General features: G+C 24.8%; 18 protein-coding genes and 1 tRNA gene. 8 read left to right on the plus strand and 11 right to left on the minus strand.

Annotated elements, in window-relative coordinates; genetic code table 4:
• Positions 1-8: 8 nt before the first annotated feature.
• The 4 genes from rnc to U744_RS0100805 are packed head-to-tail and all read right to left on the minus strand — an operon-like array spanning position 9 to position 3,597.
• Positions 9-689: a ribonuclease III gene (gene rnc, locus U744_RS0100790; RefSeq protein WP_025755217.1), complete on the minus strand. Its 681-nt coding sequence runs from the start codon at positions 687-689 to the stop codon at positions 9-11.
• Positions 679-1,668 (minus strand): phosphate acyltransferase PlsX, encoded by a 990-nt coding sequence (plsX, locus tag U744_RS0100795; RefSeq protein ID WP_025755218.1) that lies wholly within the window; start codon positions 1,666-1,668, stop codon positions 679-681. Before plsX ends, rnc begins: the two co-directional genes overlap by 11 nt.
• Positions 1,668-3,299 carry a DAK2 domain-containing protein gene (locus tag U744_RS0100800; protein WP_025755219.1) on the minus strand — a complete coding sequence of 544 codons (1,632 nt, stop codon included), beginning with the start codon at positions 3,297-3,299 and terminating at the stop codon, positions 1,668-1,670. Before U744_RS0100800 ends, plsX begins: the two co-directional genes overlap by 1 nt.
• Entirely contained in the window at positions 3,292-3,597 is a 306-nt protein-coding gene (locus U744_RS0100805; RefSeq protein WP_025755220.1) for a hypothetical protein, read from the minus strand. The genes U744_RS0100800 and U744_RS0100805 overlap by 8 nt, the downstream gene beginning before the upstream one ends.
• A gap of 179 nt (positions 3,598-3,776) precedes the next feature.
• Here U744_RS0100805 and lysS point away from each other — a divergent pair, with 179 nt between their 5' ends.
• Positions 3,777-5,246 carry a lysine--tRNA ligase gene (gene lysS, locus U744_RS0100815; protein WP_025755221.1) on the plus strand — a complete coding sequence of 490 codons (1,470 nt, stop codon included), beginning with the start codon at positions 3,777-3,779 and terminating at the stop codon, positions 5,244-5,246.
• A gap of 365 nt (positions 5,247-5,611) precedes the next feature.
• Here lysS and U744_RS0100820 read toward each other — a convergent pair whose 3' ends face one another.
• On the minus strand, positions 5,612-6,043 hold the full coding sequence (locus U744_RS0100820) for a hypothetical protein (protein WP_025755222.1): 432 nt from the start codon (positions 6,041-6,043) through the stop codon (positions 5,612-5,614).
• Positions 6,044-6,227: 184 nt separating this feature from the next.
• Here U744_RS0100820 and U744_RS0100825 point away from each other — a divergent pair, with 184 nt between their 5' ends.
• The gene (locus tag U744_RS0100825; protein WP_025755223.1) at positions 6,228-6,536 is read left to right on the plus strand and encodes a thioredoxin family protein; all 309 of its coding nucleotides are present in this window, start codon (positions 6,228-6,230) and stop codon (positions 6,534-6,536) included.
• A gap of 51 nt (positions 6,537-6,587) precedes the next feature.
• On the opposite strand, the gene U744_RS0100830 is transcribed toward U744_RS0100825, so the two are convergent.
• Positions 6,588-7,109 (minus strand): hypothetical protein, encoded by a 522-nt coding sequence (locus U744_RS0100830; protein WP_025755224.1) that lies wholly within the window; start codon positions 7,107-7,109, stop codon positions 6,588-6,590.
• Between the two features lie 60 nt (positions 7,110-7,169).
• On the opposite strand from U744_RS0100830, the gene U744_RS0100835 reads away from it, so the two are divergent.
• From U744_RS0100835 to U744_RS0100850, 4 genes are all read left to right on the plus strand, one after another.
• Complete coding sequence (locus U744_RS0100835; protein WP_025755225.1) at positions 7,170-7,778, plus strand: ribonuclease HII; 609 nt, start codon at positions 7,170-7,172, stop codon at positions 7,776-7,778.
• Positions 7,779-7,854: 76 nt separating this feature from the next.
• Entirely contained in the window at positions 7,855-8,655 is an 801-nt protein-coding gene (locus U744_RS0100840) for an energy-coupling factor transporter ATPase (RefSeq protein ID WP_025755226.1), read from the plus strand.
• Complete coding sequence (locus U744_RS0100845) at positions 8,646-9,578, plus strand: energy-coupling factor transporter ATPase (RefSeq protein WP_025755227.1); 933 nt, start codon at positions 8,646-8,648, stop codon at positions 9,576-9,578. Before U744_RS0100840 ends, U744_RS0100845 begins: the two co-directional genes overlap by 10 nt.
• Entirely contained in the window at positions 9,578-10,504 is a 927-nt protein-coding gene (locus U744_RS0100850) for an energy-coupling factor transporter transmembrane component T family protein (protein ID WP_025755228.1), read from the plus strand. The genes U744_RS0100845 and U744_RS0100850 overlap by 1 nt, the downstream gene beginning before the upstream one ends.
• A 35-nt stretch (positions 10,505-10,539) precedes the next feature.
• Here the strand turns inward: U744_RS0100850 and trmB are convergent, their stop codons facing one another.
• The 5 genes from trmB to U744_RS0100875 form a co-directional block, all read right to left on the minus strand.
• Entirely contained in the window at positions 10,540-11,157 is a 618-nt protein-coding gene (gene trmB / locus U744_RS0100855) for a tRNA (guanosine(46)-N7)-methyltransferase TrmB (RefSeq protein WP_025755229.1), read from the minus strand.
• A gap of 81 nt (positions 11,158-11,238) precedes the next feature.
• Positions 11,239-11,454, minus strand: a complete 216-nt coding sequence (locus tag U744_RS0100860) for an MAG6790 family protein (RefSeq protein WP_025755230.1) — start codon at positions 11,452-11,454, stop codon at positions 11,239-11,241.
• A 105-nt stretch (positions 11,455-11,559) separates the two neighbouring features.
• Positions 11,560-11,633, minus strand: a tRNA-Trp gene (locus U744_RS0100865).
• Positions 11,634-11,646: 13 nt separating this feature from the next.
• Positions 11,647-12,747 (minus strand): redox-regulated ATPase YchF, encoded by a 1,101-nt coding sequence (gene ychF / locus U744_RS0100870; protein ID WP_025755231.1) that lies wholly within the window; start codon positions 12,745-12,747, stop codon positions 11,647-11,649.
• Between the two features lie 113 nt (positions 12,748-12,860).
• On the minus strand, positions 12,861-14,228 hold the full coding sequence (locus tag U744_RS0100875) for an FAD-dependent oxidoreductase (protein WP_025755232.1): 1,368 nt from the start codon (positions 14,226-14,228) through the stop codon (positions 12,861-12,863).
• Positions 14,229-14,366: 138 nt separating this feature from the next.
• On the opposite strand from U744_RS0100875, the gene U744_RS0100880 reads away from it, so the two are divergent.
• Together U744_RS0100880 and U744_RS04480 are read left to right on the plus strand one after the other, a co-directional pair.
• Positions 14,367-15,110, plus strand: coding sequence for a phosphotransferase family protein (locus U744_RS0100880; RefSeq protein WP_025755233.1), 744 nt, complete (start codon positions 14,367-14,369; stop codon positions 15,108-15,110).
• A 27-nt stretch (positions 15,111-15,137) separates the two neighbouring features.
• Complete coding sequence (locus tag U744_RS04480; RefSeq protein WP_025755234.1) at positions 15,138-16,163, plus strand: phosphatidate cytidylyltransferase; 1,026 nt, start codon at positions 15,138-15,140, stop codon at positions 16,161-16,163.

The following is a 16,163-nucleotide window of genomic DNA, read 5'->3' on the forward strand; positions in this document are numbered from 1 at the left end:
CAATCCCTTTATTTTAACTTGCTAAGTGCTTCCTTAGCTGCAGCTTGTTCAGCTTCTTTTTTTGAAATTCCAATTCCTTTTCCATAAATTTGTTTATTATGAATAGCTTTAGCTGTAAAAGTTTTGTCTTTATTTTGCTTAACTAAATAAGTTACACTAGTTTTTGAAAAACTTTGAAAGTGTTCTTGTAAAATTGTTTTATCATCTTTATTTGTTTGTAAATGTACTTGATCAATTACTGGAAAAATATAATAACTTAAAAATTTTTTTGCTGATTCAAGCCCTTGATCTAAATATATCGCAGCAAGCATTGATTCAAAAATATCAGCTTTAACTTTAATTGAATTTTTTACATCAAGACCTGTTTGTTTAACTCCTGTTTTTAAAATATCTACAAGTCCTAATTTTTCTGAAATTTCTGCTAATGTTTCAGTTTTAACTGCTGTTGCTCGCACTCTTGTTTGCATACCAGGTTCTAATTTATTGTATTTTGTAAAAATATATTCACTTGAAATGTAACTTAAAATTGCATCTCCTAAAAATTCCAGCTGTTCATAACTTTTTCCTTTTTTAAAAAAATTAGCATGTGAAGCATGTGTGATTGCTTGAAAATAAAAATAAATATTTTTAGGTTTAATTTTGTGTAATTCTAAAAATTCATTCAAACTTAAACTTTTTTTAAAATTCATGTTGTTTATTTTCCATTATTTTGGCTATTACATTTTTTTCAAGTGCTTCTTTTAATTGTTTTAAAGCTGATAAATAACTTTTTTTATCACTTGAACCATGGCATTTGAGCGCAAGACACTTAACCCCAATCACTCAAGCACTTCCTACATTACGATAATCAAGTGTTTTCATAACATCTTTGAAGGCATTTTTCATCAATAATGCTCCAATTTTATATTTAAATGATTTATGAATACTTGCCTTTAAGGCATCAATAAAAGTAAAAACTGCTCCTTCATAACTTTTTAAAACTAAATTTCCCCCATATCCATCAATTACTCCAACTTCAAAGTTTCCTCGGAATAAATCACGCGTTTCACTAAAACCTAAATAATTTATTTTTGGATCATTTAAAAATAAATTATGAGCTTGTTTGGTTGCTTCTAAACCTTTATAATTTTCAGTTCCAATATTTAACATTGTAATTCTAGGTTTATCATCATTAAACATCACACTATAAAAATCGCTAGCCATTTTACCTCATTGATATAATCATTCTGGTTTAGCTTCTAAATTAGCTCCTACATCTAAAAATACAAATTTTTTACCATTAATAGCATTTGCTACTGGCATAAAAGCTGGACGAGAAATCGAACTAATTCGTTTGATTTTTAATGTTAGTGAAGCTATGTAGCTTCCGCTATCACCACTTGAAAGAATACAATTTGCTTCATTATTTTTTACTAATTCAATTGCTTCATTCATTGAAGTATTTTCGCGTAAAGTTTGTTTAAAATTTTTAGGATCAGTTGGAATTTTGTCATTTTTTTTAACTTCAATATTTATTGGAAAATCATCATTTTTTGCATTTTTTATATCTCCTATTAAAATAATTTTAATATCAGGATTGCTTAATGCAAATTCTTTACTGGCTTCAATTGCTGCTTCTGGTCCATTATCATTGCCATTGATATCAAAAGCAATTGTATATTTAAACATTATTCAACTCCTATAATAAAATGATAATTTGGTTGGTTACCCTCATAAATTTCAACTTCAATTTCCCATTTAGAGTTAATAAAATTTAATAATTCTTGTGCATCATCATAACTTGATTCATCCCCATAAAAAATAGTAACAATTTCACTTTGAGGTTTAATCATACTTTCAATTGCCACTTTGGCTGCCATAATGTAATTTTCAGTTGAACCAATAATCTTACCACCAACAATTGATAAAAATTCACCTTTTTTGATTTTTAATCCACCAATCTTGCTATCACGTACTGCTTTTGTTATTTCAGCTGATGCAACACATTTTATGGCTTCTTTAATATTATTTTTATTATCTTTTGCACTATTTTCTGGATTATAATTAAATAAAGCCACAATTCCTTCCAATTGAGTTTTTGTTGAAATAATTATAATATTGCAATCATTCACCACTGTAGCAGCTTGTTGAGCAGTTAAAATAATATTTTTATTATTTGGCAAAATAAAAACATTATCTGCATTAACTTTATTAATTGCTTGAATAATTTCTTGTGCTGATGGATTCTGACTCTGACCACTTTCAATTACATAATCACAACCATTTTCTTTCATAAATTCAACAATACCTGATCCAAGGTTGCATGAAATAATTGCACTTGACACTCTTTCTTTATTTTCCTTAGCTTTGAGTAATTCTTCTGTTTGAGCTTTTGAATTATTTGCTTGAATTGTCATATTTTCAAATTTAAGTTTTATAAATTCTCCATACTCTTGACCTAAATTTAACATATCACGGGGCCTAAGTGTATGCCCATGAACTTTAAGTAAATTATCATCTTGAACAATTACAAGTGAATTTGCTATTTTTTCAATTAAAGATGTAAATTTATTTTTATCAAAATTTTTGGGATTATTTAATTCTATTAAAAATTCACTACAATAACCAAATTCACCTTCATATGTTTCAACATCAGAAATAAAACTAGAGATATCTTCGAGTTTATCTTTTTTTTCTACAGGTCGCCCTTCAAGTGCTTCATTAATTCCTCACAAAATTTTATAAAAACCTTCTCCGCCACTATCAGTTACTCTGACTTCTCTTAAAATTTTTAAATGTTTTGGAGTTGAATTACAACTTTCACGTGCAAATTTAAGGGCATCTTTAAAAAATTCAATAATATCTAATTCTTTATTGAAATATTTTTTGCTCAAATTTTCAGAAGTTTCACGTACTACTGTTAAAATAGTACCTTCAACTGGTTTATAAACTGCTTTATATGCTCTTGAAGTAGCACCTTCAAAAGCAAGCACTAAATCAGCAGTAGTTAAAACTGTTTTATTTTTTACTGCTAAATAAAATCCTTTAAAAATTTGACTTAAAATTACTCCAGAATTACCCCTTGCTTCATAGATCATATCATGAGACAACTTTTCAAGTACTTCAGCAGTAGTTTCATTGCTTACTTTTTGTAAACTAATTAATGTTCCACTCATAGTTGTTGCCATATTAGTTCCTGTATCTCCATCTGGAACAGGAAAAACATTTAAAGCATCAATTTTATTTTTTGAATTAATCAAAGCATTCGATCCAGAAATTAGTAATTCTGATAATTTCTTTCCATTAATACTTTTAAGCACTTTTTACTCCTTTAACAAAAATTGTAATATTATTTAATTTTTGACGTTCTTTTTTAAGTTCAAAATTCATTTGAGTGTAAATTTCTTCAATTAATTGTTTAGCAGCTATTGATCTTAAAATTGTAATAGATCCAACAAAATCTCATCCTTTTGGGGTTAACTTGACATTAATATACTCATATTCTTTTAAAACTTCTTCGTTTTTGTCAATATTTTCATCAGTTCCATGAACATAAACAACTCCTGGAATTGAAGATATTGTTTTAATAAAAAGCGTTTTTACTGCTTGAACTTCCATAATTTCTCCTTATAAAAGATAATTATTTTTATATTTTACATTTTTTTAAAATTTAATTTTTTTATTATTTTAGTTTTTAAAAACAAAATTTTTTTAAAAATTACTTTATATTTATAAATCAACATAATAATAATTTTGGAATAAATTTAATATAATTAAAACCAATAATAGGAGAAATTATGTCAACTAAATTTACAGAACAAGAAAAAATTAGACGCAACAAGTTAAAGCTATATCAAGAGTGAAATATTGAAGCTTTTTCTAAAGCTGATAATTTGGATAAATTAACTTATTCAGATGAAATTGTTACACAAAATAATCAATTTACTAAGGAACAGTTAGAACAAAAACAAATCAACTATTCTATTGCTGGTCGGATTCTAACAATTAGAGGGCCATTTATTTTAATTAAAGATTATCATGGAAAAATTCAAGTTTATTTTTCTAAAAAAGAATATCCTGACTTAGTCAAATTAGTAGAAACATTAGATTTTGGAGATATTATTTATGTTCAAGGTTATGCAATGAAAACCAATACTGGTGAAGTTACTTTAAAAGCAAAAAAATTAAAACTTTTAACAAAATCCTTAAAACAACTTCCAGATAAATATCATGGACTTCATGATGTTGAAGAAAAATATAGACATCGTTATATTGATTTAATTGTTAACAACGATAGTGTTAAAACTTTTTGAACACGTACCAAAATTATTAGTACTATTAGAAAATATTTTGATGAATTGGAATACATGGAAGTTGAAACACCTTTTTTACATGATTATCTTTCAGGAGCTAGTGCAAAGCCTTTTAAAACTTATCATAATGCTTTAGATCAAAATTTTGTTTTAAGAATTGCAACTGAAATTCCACTCAAGAAACTTTTAGTTGGTGGAATTGATAGAGTTTATGAGATTGGAAGAATTTTTAGAAATGAAGGAATTGATACAACTCACAACCCCGAATTTACCTCTATAGAATTTTATGAAGCTTATTCTAATTTAGAAGGAATGATGAATAGAACTGAAAGCTTAATTCGTAAAATTGCAACAAAATTAAATAAAGAAAAAGTCATTAACAAAGGAATTGAAATCAATTTAATTGAACCTTTTAAGCGTCTAAATATGATTGAAGCTGTATCTCAAGCAACTAATGTTGATTTTACTAATATAACTTTTGAAAAAGCTTGTGAAATTGCTAAGATGCACAAAATTAAAATTGAACCATTTTTTAAAACAGGTCATATTATTAATGAACTTTTTGAGTCATTAATAGAACATACTTTAATTCAACCTACCTTTGTTTGAGGGCATCCAATTGAAATTTCTCCTCTTACAGCTAAATCTAATGATCCTCGCTTTACTGAAAGAGCTGAATTATTTATTAACACTAAAGAATATGCAAATATGTATACTGAACTTAGTGATCCTATTGATCAACTTGAACGTTTTGAAGATCAATTGGAAGAAAAATCAAATGGAAATGATGAAGCAAGTGACATTGATTGAGATTTTATTGAGGCTCTTGAACATGGAATGCCACCAGCTGGGGGGTGTGGAATTGGAATTGATCGTTTAACAATGCTTTTTGCTGAAAAAGATTCAATTCGTGATGTTTTACTCTTTCCTACAATGAAAAGAAAAAATAAATAACAAAACTTTTTGTTTTAATTTGGATGAAACATTATTATTTAATAATTAAAAAACTTATTTTTAGCTTAAACACTAACAACTTTAATGGAAATTATGCCAAAAAACAAATGAACTACTTCTTTCACAATTAAATGAAAAAGAAATTATTGATTCTTCAAATTCTCTAAGAAATACCATCAAATAAATTAATGAAAATCTTAAAAATTTGGCACAAGTAATTTAACTAATGGAATCTATTCTGATATTAATTAGCTTGTTACTTCTAAATGTTATAGAGTTATTCAAAAAATATTAAAACTAAATACTTAAAAATCTCAAATAAATATTTCAATTGCAAAAAATAAAATAAATTTGTAAATATAAATTTATTTTTGGTGTTCTTTTTTTATAAAGTAAATATCAAAATAACTAAATAAAATAATTAAAAAAATATTAATCAAACAAGGAATTAAAAACAACAAATACCCAATTAATTTAAAATTTTCTGTTGTTACTTCAGAAAGTTGTGCAATTCCAAAAATTGATGTTAAGATGTTTACGAAACTAAAAAACATAACAATTTTTCAGCCAAATAATGAATTTTTATTATTATCTCTTTTATTTATTAAAAAACCTGTAAATGCACAAATAAAAACAAATCACAAAAGTGAAATATTAATTAAAAATAAATAAGTAGTATTTTTTGATGCCAAACTTAAAATAATAAATAATCCAAGTGATAAACCAACAAAAAATAAAGCAAAAAAATGTTGTTTAGTTGGCCTTGTCTTTTTAATTATTAGTTCTAATTTATTCATAAAATTCCTTTTCAAAAATTATAAAACTTTTTAAAGTTTACAAAAAAAATTCACATGTTAATAAATATTTAACTAAATTAATTAAAAAAAACATTTTTTTTGCTTTTTTTTATAAAAAAAACATTTTTTTATTTTTTTAATATATAATGTTAATAATTAATTATAGTGAAAAGGAATTTAAATTATGCTTAGAGAAGTAACTAAAAAAGAAGTAATGGAAACAATTAAAAATGGTTTTCATTTAGTTGTATTTCATGCTGTATGATGTGGAGCATGTAAAATGCTAAGACCTGAACTTGAAAAATTAGCTTCAGAAGATAATGTTAGCATTCTAACTGTTAATATCAATGAAAATAATGAATATGCAAAAGAAGAGAATGTTATGTCAATTCCATATATTCTATTTTATAAAGATGGTGTGTTAGTTGATAAAGTTGTTGGTTCAATGCCTTATGCACAACTTAAAGAAAAAATAACTTATCTTTCTAAATAATTCGTTTAAATTAAAACAAATCTTAAATTAATTAATTTAAGATTTGTTTTTTTATATATTTTGCTCTGAAATTTTTTTACATGATAATTTTAAATCATTAGGGCAAGTTAAATATGTTTGTTCAGAATTAAATTGGATATAAAGAACATTCTTATAAACACGCTTATATTTTCCATATTTAAAAAAATTAAATTCAAATAATGGAATTTGGTAAATTTTTCTAGTTGAAAAATTTAGTTCATTTTTTAAAATAACTGGATAAATTTCTAGTTCATATTCTAATAAAAAATTATTAATTAATAATTCTTTTTCTTCTGAATTAAAAAAACTTTTTATAAATTTAAAATTTTTAGTTAAAATTTCTTCTTTATTTAATTGATCATTCATTTGAATAGCTAAATTAACTTGACCTTCAAATGTATTCTTAAAATTTTGAAAGTCAAACAAATTTTTTTGTTCTTTTTTCCAGCTTTCCAAAAACATTTCAACAAAAAATAATTCTCTAGGAATTCCAAAAATGTACTTAAATTCATAATTACAAATTTCACATCTTGCCAATACTTGTTGTGCCATTTAATAATTATAAAATAATTTAATTGTTATTAAATAAGATAATGCTTTTATAATTAAAATATGCTTACATATGAAAAAAATAAATTAAAACAATATAAATTAATTGCAGGATGTGATGAAGCTGGACGTGGAGCTTGAGCTGGTCCTCTTGTTGCTGCATGTGTTATTATGCCAAAAAGTAAAATTATAAAAGAAGTTAATGATTCAAAAAAACTTTCAGTAAAAACACGAAAAAAAATATATGATCAAATACTAAATTATGCAATTGAAATACAAATTAGTATAGTTGAAGTTGATCAATTAAATATTTCAAATCCTAAAAAAGAATCAATTAATGCTATGTCTAATTGTGTTAAAAAATTTAAAAAAACTCCTGAGATAATAATTACTGATTTTGAAATTATTAACACAGATTTACCTCAGATTAACTTAATTAAAGGAGATCAAATATCTTATAATGTGGCAGCTGCAAGTATAATGGCAAAAGTTTTTAGAGATAATTTAATGGTAGAATTATCTCACAAATTCCCTAATTATGGATTTGAGCAACATAAAGGATATGGAACTATATTTCATAAAAAACAACTTAAAAAATATGGAATTACATCAATTCATAGAAGAAAATATAAACCAATTCAAAAAATTATTTTGGATAACTTAGATATTTAAAGTTAATATAAAAAAGATTTTTTAGATTTTTACTTTTAAATAAATTATTACTTAACTTTGGTAAAATATAAACATTATGATTAAATTGGAAAATGTTACTTTTAAATACAGAGAAAATGATTTAAAGCCTGCTTTATCAGAGGTTTCATTTGAAATTCAAAAAGGTGAGTATGTTGCAATTTTAGGTCATAATGGTTCAGGAAAAAGTACACTTTCTAAAATTTTATCTGGTTTAATTAAACCTTCATGAGGAGTAGTTTCAGTTGATGGTATTGTTTATTCTCGTGAAACACTTTCAAAAGTAAGAAAAAAAGTTGGGATTGTTTTTCAAAATCCTGAAAACCAATTTATTGGTTCTTCTGTTGAAGATGATATAGCTTTTGGACTTGAAAATAAACAAATGACAAGGCAAAAAATGATTGAAAAAGTAAAATTTTTTGCAGAAAAAGTTGATATGCTAAGACATTTAGAACGTGAGCCTGAAAAACTTTCAGGAGGGCAAAAACAAAGAGTTGCTATTGCTTCAGTTTTAGCTTTAGATCCAGAAATTATTATTTTTGATGAAGTCACTTCAATGCTTGATCCCATGGGAAAAAAGAAAGTTCTTGAAATTATTCAAGAAATTCGTTCTTCTCGTGAAAAAACATTAATTTCTGTCACTCATGATATGGATGAAGCTATTATGGCAGACAAATGCTTAGTTTTTTCACAAGGTAAATTAATTGCTTCAGGAAAACCAATTGATATCCTAAACAATAAAGAAATTATTGAAATAGCTAAAATTGATTCTCCATTTATTTATAGATTAAGCTCACTTATTGATGGGATTGACCCAACATATAATGAAGAGGAATTGATAAAACAATTATGCAAATAAAATTAAAAAATGTTGAGCATATATTTTCTCCTAAAACACCATGAGAATTCAAAGCTTTAAATGGTATTGATATTGAAATTCAGCAGGGAGAATATATTGGAGTTATTGGGCAAACAGGAAGTGGTAAAACCACTTTTATTCAACATCTAAATGGGCTTTTATTTCCAAGTGAAGGTTTTATTCAATGACACTACATAGATGATATTTATAATAAAAAAAATAAAATTGTTGAAAAAACTGAAAAAAATATAATTATTCCAAAAATTAAAAATTCAATTTTTGGTGAAAAAAAATCTTTTAAATTTAAAAATTCTAAAAGTATTAAAAGACATATTGGGGTAGTATTTCAATTTGCTGAGTATCAACTTTTTAAACAAACAGTTTTAGATGATATTATTTTTGCTCCTATTGCATTTGGTGTGCCAATTGAAGAAGCAAAAGAAAGAGCTAAACATTATCTTCAAATGGTAGGACTTTCTTTAGATTATTTAAATAGAAGTCCTTTTGATCTTTCTGGTGGGCAAAAAAGAAGAGTTGCACTTGCTGGAATTTTAGCAATGAAACCTGATTTTTTAGTAGTTGATGAGCCTACTGCAGGACTTGATCCAGTAGGAGTTGTTGAAATTTTAAATATACTTTCTTCCCTTAATGAACAAGGAATAACTATAGTTAATGTAACTCATGAATTAGATCATGTTTTAGAAAGAGCAAAAAGAGTTGTAGTTTTTAAAAAGGGAAAAATAGTAAAAGATGGTGACCCTTATAAAATATTAAATGATATTTCTTTTTTACAAAAAAATGATCTTCAACCTCCAAAATTATTAAATTTTGTTGATAAATTAAGAAAAAAAGGTTTAAATGTTCCTGAAGTGCGTTCCATTGAAGAATTATCACAATGATTAAATAAAAAAGGTGGTAACTAATGAAGAGTCTTTTTGGTAGGTATGTTCCAGGAGAAGGTTTTTTTTATAAATTAGATCCTCGCTTAAAGCTTTTAATTGTTATTTTTTATGTTGTGTTTAGTTTTTTTGTCAAATCATATATTGAATCAACTATTTTATTAATTCCTTTAATTTTTGTTTATTTAATTTCAATTAAAAAATTTTTTCCTCTAATTAGAATGCTTAAGGTCCCATTTATAATTTTTATTGTTATTTTCATAGTTAATATTTTTACTATTTCAGAATCTTCAATTCCTGGAAATATAAATTCTAATACTGATAAAACTAAACTTATTTTTGATCCAGCTTTATTTAACTCATTTTGAACTAAATTAATAAACATTCCAAAAAGTAGCTTCGTAATTAGTACTATTGGGTTTAATCGAAGCTTTAATTTGTTTATTAGAATTTACACTATGGTGCTTGTAACGACCTTATTAACAAATACTACAAGACCAATTTTACTAACAAAAGCAATTGAAGATTTAATGTGACCACTAAAATTAATTCGAGTTCCAACTCAAATTATTGCTATGATTATTTCAATTGCTCTAAGATTTATTCCTACTCTTTTAGATGAAACTCAAAGAATTATGAAAGCTCAAAGTTCTCGGGGAGTAGATTTTAAAAATGGTAATTTAAAAGATAAAGTTATTTCTTTTACAACTTTAATTATTCCGCTATTTGTTTCTTCTTTTGCAAAAGCTGATGATCTTAGTGATGCTATGCAAACACGTGGTTATGAACCATATAGCAAAAGAACTAAATATAGACATCTAAAATTTGGATTAATTGACACTTTTGTACTTTTATTTATGATTGCATTGGGTATTTTCTTTGTTGTTAATTCAATTATTGGTCGTGAATATTTACCTGATTTTTGAACTAAAATGTTTGCTATAATTTAAAAATAATAAAAATCAAGATTTAATCTTGATTTTTATTATTTTTGTAAATTAAATTTCGCTTCAAGATAATTTATATTTTTGCCTTTTAAAGATCATTTAATTTCATAATCTGTTGTAAAATTATCATCATTAAATTTACTATTATGCAAATTTTTAGTTAAATTTATAATTTCTCAATTATTATCTTGTAGTGATTTAATTGAATATTCAAATAATTTATCATTATCTGTTTTAAATTTTAAAACACCATTTTTACTTATAATATTTTGATATAAATTCAAAAAAGTTTTGTAAGTTAATCTTCTTTTTTCATGAGCATTTTTAGGCCATGGATCTGAAAAAGTTAATCATAATTGATCTATTTTTCCTTCAAATAATTCATTTAATTTACTTGCATCTTCAGTAATTATAAATAAATTGGTTAAATTTAATTTATTAATTTTTTTTAAAATTTGAAAAGCCACTGTATGATATTTTTCTAATGCAAAAAATTTTTTATTTGGAAATTGCAAAGCCATTTGACTAATCATTTCTCCTTTTCCTGCTCCAATTTCTAAAATATTTTCATTGGTTAATTTAATTGGATATTTGTCAATAAAAAAAGGTGATTTCTTTAATTCAATAGCTGCATTTTTATTATGTCTTAATCTCATTAATTTGATTATATCAAAGAGAAAGAAATATTTAATTTTAAATTAAAACAAAAAAATCGAATTATCGATTTTTTTGTTTTTTTACACAATTTTAATTATAACTTCCTTAGAAAAATGTTTTCCATGTAATCCATCTCTCTCAACATGAATAATTTCAATATTTTCGTTTGCTTTTGTGTGCATTCCATGTTTTTGTCCTCTTCTGTATCCTTTAATTAGACCACTTAAATCATCTAAATTATTAGCTTGTGCTACTATTTCTCCATTTGATACTAGTCTTGCTTTATATTTGTACATAAGACCTCCAAAACATTATTATGTATACATAAATTATATTAAATTTATTATTTTGATTATCAAATTGGAAAATAAAAAAATTTGTATAAACACAAATTTTTAAGTTGGCGGGGGTTAAAGGAATCGAACCCTTATTATCAGTTTTGGAGACTGTTGTATTGCCATTATACTAAACCCCCATAAAAAAATCAATTATTTACCAAATTTAAAATGACAAACATCCCCATCTTGCATTATATAATTTTTTCCTTCTGAACGCATTTTACCTGCATTTTTAGATCCTTGTTCACCATTATATTGAATAAAATCTTCATATGAAATGATATCAGCTTTAATAAATTTTTTTTCAAAATCACTATGAATTACTCCTGCACATTGTGGTGCAGTTCATCCTTTATGATAAACTCAAGCTCTTAATTCAGTTACACCTGCAGTAAAATAAGTTTCAAGTTTAAGTAATTCAAAAGCAGCGCGAGTTAAAACATCAATTCCGCTTTTTTCAATAGAATACATTTCTAAAAATTCATTTCTTTCTTTTTCATCTTCAATCAATGATAATTCACTTTCAATTTGAACTGAAATAGGAATAAGAATTTCATCATTTTCTAAAGAAGATTTTAAATCTATAAATAATTTATCTTTATTAAAATTAATTATTTGATCATTACTTAAATTTGCGACATAAATAACTTCTTTTAAAGTTAATAATTGGTAACTTTTGATAAGAAATAATTCTTCTTCAGAAAATTCAATTTTACGTGCTGGAATTCCTTTTTCAAGAGATTTTTTAATTTTTAGAGCTGCCTGCTGCTCTATTAAAGAATTTTTGTCTCCACTTTTAGCCTTTTTAGCTACTCTGTTTAAAACATTATTAATTGTTTCTAAATCAGCAAAAATTAATTCATAATTAATTATTTCCTTATCTCTTACTGGATCAACACTATCTGCCACATGCACTATATTTTTATTTTCAAAACACCTAACTACATGTATGATTGCATCAACTTCACGAATATTTGCTAAAAATTTATTTCCTAGTCCTTCTCCTTTTGATGCGCCTTTTACAAGTCCTGCTATATCTACAAAATCAAAAGTTGCATGTATTATTTTTTGAGGAGTAACTATTTTTGCAAGTGCATCTAATCTTTCATCTTTTAACACAACAGTTGAAATATTTGGGTCAATAGTAGTAAATGCATAATTAGAAGAATCAACTTGTTTTTTTGTAATTGCACTAAAAAGTGTGCTTTTTCCAACATTTGGTAATCCCACAATCCCTGCTTTAAGTGCCATAGTACCTCTTTTATTAAATTAATATTTTAATTATTTTATTTTATCAATTTGAATTAAAAAAGAAATAAAAAAAGGAATTATTTCCTTTTTTTGTTTCTTTAATAAATTAAAAACTATTTTTTATACTTAATTCCTAATGCATTCAACATAGGTACTAAGAAAAAATTAAATGGTTTATTAAAATGTGGTAAGAAATAAACATCAGTTAAAGCTATTTCTGGAAGAGTAAGACCTTTTTGAATTGCAAGCGCAAACATAAAAATTACTTCTGTATGATAAAATTTACCTCATGAACCAATTTGTGCCCCAAGTAATCTTTTTGTGTCTTTATCATAAGTTATTTTAAATGCTACTTTGTCATGTTCCTGCATAAATTCTGGGCGATCATTATCAATAAAATATTCTTCCGCTACATTTTTGATCCCAAATCTTTCAGCACCAATTTTTGTAAGTCCTGTTGATGCATAATGACAATTAAAAACATTAATTGCATTTGTTCCTACAACTCCAGCAAATGGCACATTAATTCCAGCGATATGTAATGCAGCAACAAGTCCTGTTTTAACAGCATTTGTAGCAAGAGCCACATGTGCATAATCTCCAATAACTTTATGTTTCATTGCAGCTGAATCACCAATTACATAAATATTTTCATCACTAATTGAACGTTGATATTCATCAACTTTAACTGCACCATTTGGTAATTTTTCTACGTCGGTTAAAGGTTCAGTTCTAGGTCTAAATCCAATTGCTAAAATAACAAGTTCAGCTTTATATTCACCTTTATTAGTTACAACTGATGAAACATGTTCTCCATCTTTTGACTTAAATTCAACAACTGACTCTCCAAGTTGTAATTTAACACCTGCTTCCATCATTCTTTTTTCCATTACATCTGTAAATTCAGGATCAAAGTAATTTGGAATAACTCTATTTTGAAGATCAATTAATGTTACTTTTTTTCCTTTTAAATGAAAAGCTTCAACTAACTCTACACCAATATATCCAGCTCCTACAACAACAACATTTTTAATTTTTTTATCATTTGCTGCATTAACAATTTCTTCTGCATGCTGATATAGCTTGGAAAGCATAATATTTTTGTATTCTCTACCTTTACAAGGGGGTTCAATAACTGATGTTCCTCCTGCAAAAACCAGTTTATCATAAGTATCAACAAATTCTTCATTTGTTTCTAAATTTTGAACAACCAATTCTTTTGCTTGTCTATTTATTTTAATAACTTTATGTGAGGTTTTTAATTTAACTCCATATTCATTTTTTAAAATTTCTGGAGAAGAATAAAAAAGTCCTTCTGGTGAGGTAAATTCACCTCCAACTCAAAGCGCAATACCACACCCTAAGAATGAAGTATTTGTGTTAGCATCATAGGCCACAATATCATCTTTTGGATTTACTGTTTGTAAAGTTCTTAAAAAAGAAGTTCCAGCATGATTTGCCCCAACAACTACAATTTTCATAATTTCCTTTCAAAAATTTTTTTGCAAAAATTCATTAATAAATATAATATATTAATTGTATAGTTTAAATTATACATTTTTAAAATTAAAAAATATAAATAAATTTAGATTTAAACTAAAAAAAATAAAAGGAGATCAATGAAAAAAATTCCTTTAGGTTATACCAATGAGTCTTATCATTTTAAAGATGAATTTATTCAAAATAAAAAAAAGAATAAATTTAATCATAAAATTAATTATGAGATTCTAAAAAAATTTAATTTTGTTCCTGAATTATTAGAAAATTCAAATGAAACTATTAAATTTCGTTGAATTGATTCAATTCAATATCAATTTAATGATTCACTTTTAAAGAAAATGGCAGATAATTTAAGAGAACTGCACGATTCAAAACTAGATTTTCCAAAAACTAATCATGCTGCGCGTGTTAAAGAATATCGTAAAATTTTGAAAAATAAAAATATTAATATTGAAGTTTTAAACAAATATTACAAGCGAATTAATTTAATTTTATCACACAGTCAAAACAATCGTCCTCTTCATAATGATTTATTTCAAACTAATATTTTGCTTGACAAAAACAATAAACTATGAATTGTTGATTGAGAATATGCTTCAATGGGAGATAAACATTTTGATTTGGCATATTTTATTACTAGTAACAATCTTTCTGAAAAGCAAGAAGAAATTTTTTTAAATCAATATGAAAATTACTGGGAAGAATATTTATATCAACAAAAAATATTTATTTACTATCTAATTATTTTATGAGTAAATGCTCAGGAAGTTAAACCTTTTGATGATATTCCTTTTTATAATTTGCTTGAAAATGCTGTTTTCAATTTTGAATATAAAAAGAAAAATAATTTATTTAAAAAATAACTAATTTAAAAATATACAATAGAAATTATGAATAATTTTAAAAATTCAGATTTTTTGAAAAATCGTTTAATTCCTACTTTTTTGTTAGCATTTTGTTTTATTTTTGTTTTAATTGTTTTTCGTTTAAGTTTTTTTAATGCTCAAAATTGATCAAGTTACAGTTTTCTTTCAATAAGAATTGTTTCTATTTTAATTTATTTTATTTTAGCTTTCCTAGCTTTCTATGAACTTTCAAAGGCTTTTGTTGAATATAAAATATATTCATTTTTACTAACGCTCATTATTTGTGTAAATTTATTTTTAGGGCCTGATTATTTTAGATTTCTTTTTTATCAAATTAAATTAAATAATTTTTCATATGAAAAATTATTTAATCTTTTATATAGTGATATATTTTTGTATTTATTAATTTTATTTGATATTTGTATTTTTATTTTAATTAGATTAATTACTATAAAAAATATTAATTACAAATACTTATTTTTAAAAGCCGTTGTTTTTGGTGTTTTTATATTTATTTTAACTATTTTTTGAAAAACTTTCATTTTTTTAAATACTCAAAAAAGTGGTTTAATATACAATATTGGAATTGTATTAATTACTTCTTGTTCAGATACTGGAGGTTATTTAGCTGGTAATTTTCTACCTAAAACTTTTTTACCTCAAAAAATAGCACCAGGAATTAGTCCAAATAAAACATGACGTGGACTATTAGGAAGTGTTATTTTTTCAATTTTTGCTGCTTTTATTTTTATTATATGCTCACACTTTATTGATTCTTATTCAAAAGTAGATTCATTTAGTTGATTTAATATTTTATTTGGTTTGGAAGAAAAGAATACTTTTCAAACAAAAATTTCAATAATATTGTTTACTTTTACTATTCCTTTTATTGCTACTATTGGTGATTTATTATTTTCAATGATTAAAAGGTGAACTGGAATTAAAGATTTTTCAAAAATTTTTAAAGGACATGGTGGTTTTTTAGATAGATTAGATAGTATTAGTGTTGTTTATTTTATTTTTTCATTAATAGCTTTAAATTTTGTATAA

This window comes from Mycoplasmopsis cricetuli ATCC 35279 (assembly GCF_000526955.1).
GTDB lineage: Bacteria > Bacillota_I > Bacilli_A > Mycoplasmatales > Metamycoplasmataceae > Mycoplasmopsis > Mycoplasmopsis cricetuli.